Source organism: Streptomyces sp. SID14478 (genome assembly GCF_010548525.1).
Taxonomy (GTDB): Bacteria; Actinomycetota; Actinomycetes; order Streptomycetales; family Streptomycetaceae; genus Streptomyces.
In genome coordinates this window covers 1-9,996 of sequence record NZ_JAAGMG010000077.1, presented here as the reverse complement: position 1 = coordinate 9,996, position 9,996 = coordinate 1, and the positions used below count along the sequence as shown (strand labels likewise).

Here is a 9,996-nt window from a genome sequence, read left to right as displayed (position 1 = left end):
AGCGGGACGCCGGAGCGGCCCCGCGGAGCGAGGCGTCCCGGTGACGGCCCCGCCGACCTCACCCGCGGCCCTGGGCGCCTCCCTGCATCCCGGTGGCCCGGTGACCGCCCGAGCCCCCCGGCGCAGTGCGGGCACGGGCCCCCAGATGGCGCTCATCCTGCTGTGCGCGGGCTACGCCACGGGATCGGCCCTCGGCTGGGGGAACGAGCGGATCGCCCTGTTCATGGGCGACTTCGGGCTGAGCATCGCCGCCGCCGTCGCCGCCGTGTCGAACTTCCTGTACGCGCGTAGCAGGCGCAGCCGCTTTCGACCCGCCTGGATCCTCTTCTCGTTCTCCTCCCTGATGGTGGCCCTCGGCAACGGCGTGTGGGGCTGGTACGAGGTCGTCCTGCGCGAGGCGGTGCCGACGCCGAGCCTCGCCGACCTGTTCTTCCTCTGCTTCGCGCCGTCCGCGATCATCGGCTTGCTGGTCCTCGCCAAGCGGCCCATGACGAAGGCCGGATGGATCTGCCTCGCGCTCGACGCGTGGCTGATCGCCGGATCGCTGCTCACGCTCTCCTGGAGCCTCGCGCTCGCGCACACCGCCGAGTTCGAGGGGCAGAGCGTCAGCCGCACCGCGCTCTCGCTCGCCTACCCACTGCTCGACATCGCGCTGGTCAGCATGGTCCTCGCGCTGCACTTCAGGCGCTCGCCCGGCAATCGCACCACGGTCAACACCGCGATCGGCGCGCTCGCCCTGACCGTGATGTGCGACGCCCTGTTCACCTCGCCGCTGCTGCACGCCAGTTACCGCTCGGGCGAGATCCTCGACGCCGGCTGGTTCGCCGGTTCGCTGCTGCTCGCGTACGCGCCCTGGGTGGGACCGCGCCAGGGCGGGCCGCGGGAGGAGCAGGCGCCCGGGGCGGGCCGCCGCTACCAGGTCAGTTACACCCGGCCCATGTCGAGCTCGCTGGCCGCGCTCACGCCCTATCTGGCCGCCGCCGTCTGCACGTTGGGGATTCTCTACAACGTACTCAACGGTCACAGTGTGGACCGGGTCGTGCTCTTCACGGCCTGCACGGTCGTCCTGGCCCTGGTCGTGCGCCAGGGGATCATGCTCCTCGACAACATCACGCTCACCCAGGAACTGGCGCAAAAGGAGAACCACTTCCGTTCGCTGGTGCAGGGCTCCAGCGACGTCATCATGATCGCCGCGCCGAACGGCATCCTGAGATACGTCAGCCCGGCCGCCGCCGGGGTCTACGGACGCGACGCGGAAGAGCTCGTCGGGTCCGAACTCGCCTCGATCATCCACCCCGAGGACCTCGGACGCGTGGTGCACGAGGTGCGCAGGTTCCTCGCCGCGAGCCAGGTCGAGGAGCCCACCACCCGTATCGAATGTCGCTTCCGGTCCGGCACCGGAGCCTGGCTGAACGTGGAGTCCACGATCAACCGCCATCACGGCGGCCTGATCCTCAACAGCAGAGACGTCACCGAACGGGTGCGCCTGCAGGCGCAGTTGCAGCACAACGCGGAGCACGACCCGCTCACCGACCTGCCCAACCGCGCACTGTTCACCAAGCGGGTCAGCCAGGCCCTGACCGGACGCCGGGCCACCGACCACGGCACCGCCGTGCTCTTCATCGACCTCGACGGCTTCAAGCAGGTCAACGACACGATCGGCCACCAGGCGGGCGACGAACTGCTCGTGCAGGCGGCAAGAAGGCTGGCCGACTCCGTGCGGTCCTCGGACACCGCGGCCCGTCTCGGCGGTGACGAGTTCGCGGCACTGATCGTCGGCGACGGAGGCCGCGACCACACCGCCAGGGAGCAGCAGATCTACGAGCTGGCCGACCGGCTCAGAATCACCCTGTCCCAGCCGTACACCATCGACGGGCACGACGACGTGCGCGTGGCCGCCTCCATCGGCGTCGCCTTCGCCGAGCCCGACATCACGGCGGGCGAGCTGCTGCGCAACGCCGACCTCGCGATGTACCGCGCCAAGGCCGCCGGGAAGGGCCGTGTCGAGCTGTACGCACCGCAGATGCAGGCGGACGTCGTACGCAAGGCGGAGCTGGCCACGCGGCTGCGTTCGGCGCTGCACGAGGGCGAGTTCGCGCTGCTGCACCAGCCGATCGTCTCCCTCGACGACGGCCGGATCACGGCGGTCGCCGCGCAGGCGCGCTGGCGTTCGGCGCAGGGCATCCTCTTCACGCCCGCCGAGTTCCTGCGGGTGGCCGACGACGGGGAGCGCACCGCGGAGCTGGGCCGCTGGGTGCTGGAGGAGGCGGTCGAGCAGGCCGCCGAGCGCGGCCACAGCGGACACGCGACGCCGGTCGCCGTGCGGATCAGCGCCCGCAGACTGCTCGACCGTGCCATGCCGCTCGGCTCGATCGAGGCGCTGCTGACCCGGCACGGGCTGCCGTCCGGCGCCCTCGTCATCGAGCTCGCCGACAGCGACCCGCGCGTACCCCTGGAGGAGCTGGAGCGGCGGCTGACCGCGCTGCGCCGACTCGGTGTCCGGATCGCCCTGGACGGGTTCGGCAGCGGCTACGCGGCCATCACCGCGCTGCGCCGGCTCCCCGTGGACGTCCTGAAGCTGGACAGGTCGCTCGTCGAGGGCGTCGTCGAGTCCGCACGGCTGCACAAGATCACCAGTGGGCTGCTGCGGATCGCGGGCGACCTCGGGCTGACCTCCGTGGCCGACGGCGTCGACCTGCCCGAACAGGTCCTGGCGCTGCGGGCGATGGGGTGCACGCACGGCCAGGGCATGGCGTTCTCCGGGCCGCTCGACGAGTACCGGCTGCGCCGCGCGTTGGTGTCGGGGGAGTACCCGGTGCCCACCGGACCGGCCGAGCCCGTGTTCGCCGGCGCGCCGGGGCCGCGCTCACATAATGAGACTCCCGTCCCACCCACTTGACACGTGCTGTGTGCCGGGGGGAGGGTCAATGCCATGCGCACCCGAATTCTCGTACTTGGAAAGCGCGTCGGCTGAAGCTGGGATCCATCGGTGGACACACCGCAATCCCCGGCAACCGCTCCCGGCGCGCTCCCCTCGCTTGCCTCACGGCACGAGGGGTTTTTTGTTGCACCGGCACAGGACGCCGCCGCAGCACGACTCGCAAGAACCCTGCACAACCCTCGCAAAAACCCTCAGCATCGAGAAGAGAATGCCGATGACCGAGCAGGCCACCGGGGCCCACCATCCGCAGCCGCGGCCCCGTTCCGGAGGACAGCAGTCCGCCCCCGTCGAGCACGTCACGGGTGCGAAGTCCCTCATTCGCTCGCTTGAGGAGGTCGGGGCCGACACCGTATTCGGCATTCCCGGCGGCACGATCCTTCCCGCGTACGACCCGATGATGGACTCGAACCGGGTGCGCCACGTGCTGGTCCGTCACGAGCAGGGCGCGGGTCACGCGGCCACCGGTTACGCGCAGGCCACCGGCAAGGTCGGCGTCTGCATGGCGACGAGCGGTCCCGGTGCGACGAACCTGGTGACGCCGATCGCGGACGCCATGATGGACTCGGTGCCGCTGGTCGCGATCACCGGACAGGTCGTCTCCAAGGCGATCGGTACGGACGCCTTCCAGGAGGCGGACATCGTCGGCATCACGATGCCGATCACCAAGCACAGCTTCCTGGTCACCCGGGCCGAGGACATCCCGAAGGCGATCGCCGAGGCGTTCCACATCGCCTCGACGGGGCGCCCCGGACCGGTCCTCGTGGACATCCCGAAGGACATCCTGCAGGCGCAGACGACCTTCACCTGGCCGCCGCAGCAGGACCTGCCCGGCTACCGCCCGGTGACCAAGCCGCACGCCAAGCAGATCCGCGAGGCCGCGAAGCTGATCACGGCCGCGAAGCGGCCCGTCCTGTACGTGGGTGGCGGCGTCCTCAAGGCGCAGGCCACCGCCGAGCTCAAGGTCCTCGCCGAGCTCACCGGAGCGCCCGTCACCACCACGCTGATGGCGCTCGGCGCGTTCCCCGACAGCCACCCGCTGCACGTGGGAATGCCGGGCATGCACGGTGCGGTCACCGCCGTCACCGCGCTGCAGAAGGCCGACCTGATCGTCGCCCTCGGTGCCCGTTTCGACGACCGCGTCACCGGAAACCTGGACAGCTTCGCGCCGTTCGCGAAGATCGTCCACGCGGACATCGACCCGGCCGAGATCGGCAAGAACCGCGTCGCCGACGTGCCGATCGTGGGCGACGCCCGCGAGGTCATCGCCGACCTGATCCAGGCCGTGCAGAAGGAGCACAGCGAGGGCCACACCGGCGACTACAGCGCCTGGTGGAAGGACCTCAACCGCTGGCGCGACACCTACCCGCTCGGTTACGACCAGCCGGAGGACGGCTCGCTGTCGCCGCAGCAGGTCATCGAGCGCATCGGCCAACTCGCCCCCGCGGACACGATCTTCGCGGCCGGCGTGGGCCAGCACCAGATGTGGGCCGCGCACTACATCCAGTACGAGCAGCCGGCCACCTGGCTGAACTCGGGCGGCGCCGGGACCATGGGCTACGCCGTGCCCGCCGCGATGGGCGCCAAGGCCGGGGCCCCGGACCGGACGGTGTGGGCGATCGACGGCGACGGCTGCTTCCAGATGACCAATCAGGAGCTGACCACCTGCGCCCTGAACAACATCCCGGTCAAGATCGCCATCATCAACAACGGCGCCCTGGGCATGGTCCGGCAGTGGCAGACGCTGTTCTACAACCAGCGCTACTCCAACACCGTGCTGCACGCGGGCCCCAACGGCGAGACCCCGCCCAACAACGGCACGCGGGTCCCGGACTTCGTGAAGCTGTCCGAGGCGATGGGCTGCTACGCGATCCGCTGTGAGCGCCCCGAGGACCTCGACAAGTGCATCGAGGAGGCGAACTCGATCAACGACCGCCCGGTCGTGGTCGACTTCATCGTGCACGAGGACGCCATGGTGTGGCCGATGGTCGCCGCCGGCACCTCCAACGACGAGGTCATGGCAGCGCGTGGCGTCCGCCCCGACTTCGGCGACACAGACGACTGAGCGAGACAGAGAGAGACAGAGAGACCACCACATGTCCAAGCACACGCTCTCCGTCCTGGTCGAGAACAAGCCCGGTGTCCTGGCCCGGATCACCGCCCTGTTCTCGCGCCGCGGCTTCAACATCGACTCGCTCGCCGTCGGTGTCACCGAACACCCCGACATCTCCCGCATCACCATCGTCGTGAATGTCGAATCGCTCCCGCTCGAACAGGTCACCAAGCAGCTCAACAAGCTGGTCAACGTCCTGAAGATCGTCGAGCTGGAGCCGGGCTCCGCCGTCCAGCGCGAGCTCGTCCTCGCCAAGGTCCGCGCCGACAACGAGACGCGCTCGCAGATCGTCGAGATCGTCCAGCTGTTCCGCGCCAAGACCGTGGACGTCTCGCCCGAGGCCGTCACCATCGAGGCCACCGGCTCCAGCGACAAGCTCGAGGCGATGCTCAAGATGCTGGAACCCTTCGGCATCAAGGAGCTCGTCCAGTCCGGGACCATCGCGGTCGGCCGCGGCTCGCGCTCCATCACCGACCGGAGCCTGCGCGCCCTCGACCGGACCGCGTAGACCAACGGTCCGCTCGCATGGCGAGACCTGAAGACTTCCCTTACGCACCCCGCCGTACGGTGGGACGCAGAACCAGCAATACCGCAAACGAGGAGAACCCCAGTGGCCGAGCTGTTCTACGACGACGACGCCGATCTGTCCATCATCCAGAACCGCAAGGTCGCGGTGATCGGATACGGCAGCCAGGGCCACGCCCACGCGCTGTCGCTTCGTGACTCGGGCGTCGACGTGCGCGTCGGTCTGCACGAGGGCTCCAAGTCCAAGGCGAAGGCCGAGGAGCAGGGCCTGCGCGTGGTCACCCCCGCCGAGGCGACGGCCGAGGCCGACGTCATCATGATCCTGGTCCCGGACCCGATCCAGGCCAAGGTCTACGAGGAGTCCATCAAGGACAACCTGAAGGACGGCGACGCGCTGTTCTTCGGCCACGGCCTCAACATCCGCTACGACTTCATCAAGCCCCCGGCCGGCGTGGACGTCTGCATGGTCGCCCCCAAGGGCCCGGGTCACCTGGTGCGCCGTCAGTACGAGGAGGGCCGCGGCGTTCCGTGTATCGCGGCGGTCGAGCAGGACGCCACCGGCAAGGCCTTCGACCTGGCCCTGTCCTACGCGAAGGGCATCGGCGGCACCCGCGCCGGCGTCATCAAGACGACCTTCACCGAGGAGACCGAGACCGACCTCTTCGGCGAGCAGGCCGTGCTGTGCGGTGGCACCGCCGCCCTGGTGAAGGCCGGTTTCGAGACGCTGACCGAGGCCGGTTACCAGCCGGAGATCGCGTACTTCGAGTGCCTGCACGAGCTGAAGCTCATCGTGGACCTCATGTACGAGGGCGGCCTGGAGAAGATGCGCTGGTCGATCTCGGAGACCGCCGAGTGGGGCGACTACGTCACCGGCCCGCGGATCATCACGGACGCCACCAAGGCCGAGATGAAGAAGGTCCTCGCCGAGATCCAGGACGGCACCTTCGCCCGTAACTGGATGGACGAGTACCACTCGGGCCTGAAGAAGTACAACGAGTACAAGACCCAGGACGAGCAGAGCCTCCTGGAGACCACCGGCAAGGAGCTGCGCAAGCTCATGAGCTGGGTGGACAACGAGGAGGCGTAAGTCTCCCGGGAACGGGGCCGCGGCACACGCCGCGGCCCCGTTCTCCATGGGTCGTCCACACGGTTCGCCCCGGGTTGTCCACGGTGGCCAGCCACGGACGGGTGATCCTTCCAGGGAGGCGTAAGACGACCTTCCGCGCGCCACTACACTGCTGAACTAATTCGCGTCGGGCCCACAGCGTCGTGCGTCTTCCACGCGGCTAGCACCCACCCCTCCATCGCCTGCGGCCGTCGGGACGGCCGTCCGCATTGGGACTTGTGAGGACTCACGTGAGCACTGCTGCCAACGGCAAACCCGTCGTACTCATCGCTGAAGAGCTGTCTCCCGCGACCGTCGACGCCCTGGGCCCGGACTTCGAGATCCGCCAGTGCAACGGCGCGGACCGGGCCGAGCTGCTGCCCGCCATCGCCGACGTCGACGCCATCCTGATCCGCTCGGCCACCAAGGTCGACGCCGAGGCGATCGCCGCCGCGAAGAAGCTGAAGGTCGTCGCGCGCGCCGGCGTCGGCCTCGACAACGTGGACGTCTCCGCCGCCACCAAGGCCGGCGTGATGGTCGTCAACGCCCCGACGTCGAACATCGTGACCGCCGCCGAGCTCGCCTGCGGTCTGCTCATCGCCACCGCGCGCAACATCCCGCAGGGCAGCCAGGCCCTCAAGGCCGGCGAGTGGAAGCGCAGCAAGTACACCGGTGTCGAGCTCGCCGAGAAGACCCTCGGTGTCGTGGGCCTCGGCCGCATCGGTGCGCTCGTCGCGCAGCGCATGTCCGCGTTCGGCATGAAGGTCGTCGCGTACGACCCGTACGTGCAGCCCGCGCGCGCCGCGCAGATGGGCGTGAAGGTGCTGTCGCTGGACGAGCTGCTCGAGGTCTCCGACTTCATCACCGTGCACCTGCCGAAGACGCCCGAGACCGTCGGTCTCATCGGTGACGAGGCGCTGCACAAGGTCAAGCCGAGCGTGCGCATCGTGAACGCCGCGCGTGGCGGGATCGTCGACGAGGAGGCGCTGTACTCGGCGCTCAAGGAGGGCCGCGTCGCCGGCGCCGGCCTGGACGTGTACGCGAAGGAGCCCTGCACGGACTCCCCGCTGTTCCAGTTCGACCAGGTCGTGTGCACCCCGCACCTCGGCGCCTCCACGGACGAGGCGCAGGAGAAGGCCGGTGTCGCCGTCGCCAAGTCGGTGCGCCTCGCGCTCTCGGGCGAGCTCGTCCCGGACGCGGTCAACGTCCAGGGCGGCGTCATCGCCGAGGACGTCAAGCCGGGCCTGCCCCTCGCGGAGCGCCTCGGCCGGATCTTCACCGCGCTCGCGGGCGAGGTCGCGGCCCGCCTCGACGTCGAGGTGTACGGCGAGATCACCCAGCACGACGTGAAGGTGCTCGAACTGTCCGCTCTGAAGGGCGTGTTCGAGGACGTCGTCGACGAGACGGTGAGTTACGTGAACGCGCCGCTGTTCGCCCAGGAGCGCGGCGTCGAGGTCCGCCTGACGACCTCCTCCGAGTCGCCCGACCACCGCAACGTCGTCACGGTGCGCGGCACCCTCGCGGGCGGCCAGGAGGTCTCGGTCTCGGGCACGCTGGCCGGTCCCAAGCACCTGCAGAAGATCGTCGCCGTCGGCGAGTACGACGTGGACCTGGCGCTCGCCGACCACATGGTCGTGCTGCGTTACGAGGACCGCCCCGGTGTCGTCGGCACGGTGGGCCGCGTGCTGGGCGAGTCGGGCATCAACATCGGTGGCATGCAGGTCGCCCGTGCCGCCGTCGGTGGCGAGGCGCTCGCCGTGCTGACCGTCGACGACTCGGTCCCGCAGAACGTCCTCACCGAGGTCGGCGCGGAGATCGGTGCGACGTCGGCGCGTTCGGTCAACCTCGTCTGAGGCTGCGTACGACCGCTTCCACAGCGGAACAGGGCCGGGTCACCCACGGGTGCCCCGGCCCTTTCGCGTGGCCCGGCTTGACATGCAACCAAATGGTTGCCATTTTTGTGGGGAGGGAGTCGGACGATATGGACGAGGTGTTCAAGGCGCTCGCGGACGCGAGCCGACGGCGACTGCTCGACCGGCTGAACGAGCGGTCCGGGCAGAGTCTGCGCGAGCTGTGCGCGGGGCTGGAGATGACCAGGCAGGCGGTGTCCAAGCACCTGGCGGTGCTCGAAGGCGCGGGCCTGGTCACAGCGGTCCGGCACGGCCGGGAGAGGCTGCACTACCTCAATCCCGTTCCCCTCCAGGACATCGCCGACCGCTGGATGAGCCAGTACGAGCGCAGCCGGATGTCCGCACTCAGCAACCTGAAGCACGCGCTGGAAGGAACGACGATGAGCAAGCCCGAGTACGTCTACACGATCTACATCCACACCACGCCCGAGAAGCTCTGGGAGGGGCTGACGAGCCCGGAGTTCCTGAAGCAGTACCACGGCGGCTTCGCCCCCTCCTCGGACTGGAAGGTCGGCTCGAAGGTGCTGTGGCCGGTCGAGGACGGCGGCGAGCCGCAGGACCTCGGCCAGGTCGTCACCGAGTCGGAGCCCGGCAAGCGGCTCGCCTACACCTGGCACACGCTGCAGCCGCTGCACCAGGAGATGTTCGGCATGGACGACGCGGCGTTCGCCGAGGCGGTCAAGGAGCGCTCGCAGGTCACCTTCGCCATCGAGCCCGCCGAGGAGCCGGAGCTGGGCGTCAAGCTGACCATCGTCCACGACGGCTTCACCTCCGCCGACTCCAAGATGCTCGAAGGCGTCAGCGGCGGCTGGACCATGATGCTCTCGGAGCTGAAGACGATCCTCGAGAAGGCCTGAGCGGGCGGACCGCGTGCGGGCTCAGGAGGACGGCGCGGACTCCGGTTCGATCAGCCCCTCGCGATAGGCGATGCCCACGGCCTCGGTGCGGCTCGCGGCCCGCAGCTTGGCGAGGATGTTCGACACGTGGACGCTTGCCGTCTTGCCGCTGATGAACAGCTCCTCGCCGATCTGCCGGTTGGTGCGCCCCCGGCCGAGCAGCCGCAGCACGTCGCTCTCCCGGGCGGTCAGGGTGGCGATCCGGTCCTCCGCGGCCGGGGCGTCGGCGAGCCGGCCCCGCCGGATCAGGTCGTCCAGGGCCTCGGTCAGCGGCACGGCGCCGAGCCGCACAGCCGTGTCCCTGGCGGCATAGGCCAGTTCGGCGGCCTCGTCGCGGCGCTCGGCGGTGAGCAGGGCCTGCGCCAACCGCCTTTGGCAGCGGGCCAGTTCGTACGGTTCGCCGTAGCCGAACGCCGTCACCGCCCGTTCCCAGGCCGCGACGTCCGGGCCGGTCGTGGCGCGCACCGTCTCGGCCTCGGCGCGGGCCAGCCAGGCCAGCCCCTCGGGGC

Annotated in this window: 7 protein-coding genes; 6 read left to right on the top strand and 1 reads right to left on the bottom strand. The window is 69.6% G+C overall.

Translation table 11 applies throughout. The annotated features are described in order from the left end of the window. The first annotated feature begins 145 nt into the window (after nt 1-145). The 6 genes from G3I40_RS02755 to G3I40_RS02730 all read left to right on the top strand — a co-directional run bounded on the left by G3I40_RS02755 (nt 146) and on the right by G3I40_RS02730 (nt 9,448). Entirely contained in the window at nt 146-2,899 is a 2,754-nt protein-coding gene (locus G3I40_RS02755; RefSeq protein ID WP_239091481.1) for an EAL domain-containing protein, read from the top strand. Between the two features lie 250 nt (nt 2,900-3,149). After that, on the top strand, nt 3,150-5,003 hold the full coding sequence (locus G3I40_RS02750) for an acetolactate synthase large subunit (protein ID WP_164300539.1): 1,854 nt from the start codon (nt 3,150-3,152) through the stop codon (nt 5,001-5,003). A gap of 31 nt (nt 5,004-5,034) precedes the next feature. Beyond that, nucleotides 5,035-5,559, top strand: a complete 525-nt coding sequence (gene ilvN / locus G3I40_RS02745; protein ID WP_164300538.1) for an acetolactate synthase small subunit — start codon at nt 5,035-5,037, stop codon at nt 5,557-5,559. Between the two features lie 102 nt (nt 5,560-5,661). After that, entirely contained in the window at nt 5,662-6,663 is a 1,002-nt protein-coding gene (gene ilvC / locus G3I40_RS02740) for a ketol-acid reductoisomerase (protein WP_164300537.1), read from the top strand. A 269-nt stretch (nt 6,664-6,932) separates the two neighbouring features. Continuing rightward, nucleotides 6,933-8,534 (top strand): phosphoglycerate dehydrogenase, encoded by a 1,602-nt coding sequence (serA, locus tag G3I40_RS02735; RefSeq protein ID WP_164300536.1) that lies wholly within the window; start codon nt 6,933-6,935, stop codon nt 8,532-8,534. 128 nt (nt 8,535-8,662) lie between these two features. Continuing rightward, a complete protein-coding gene (locus tag G3I40_RS02730; protein WP_164300535.1) occupies nt 8,663-9,448 on the top strand; it encodes a metalloregulator ArsR/SmtB family transcription factor in 786 nt (261 codons plus the stop codon). A 21-nt stretch (nt 9,449-9,469) separates the two neighbouring features. Here G3I40_RS02730 and G3I40_RS02725 read toward each other — a convergent pair. After that, a partial coding sequence (locus tag G3I40_RS02725; protein WP_164300534.1) for a response regulator transcription factor occupies nt 9,470-9,996 on the bottom strand: 527 nt, incomplete at its 5' end.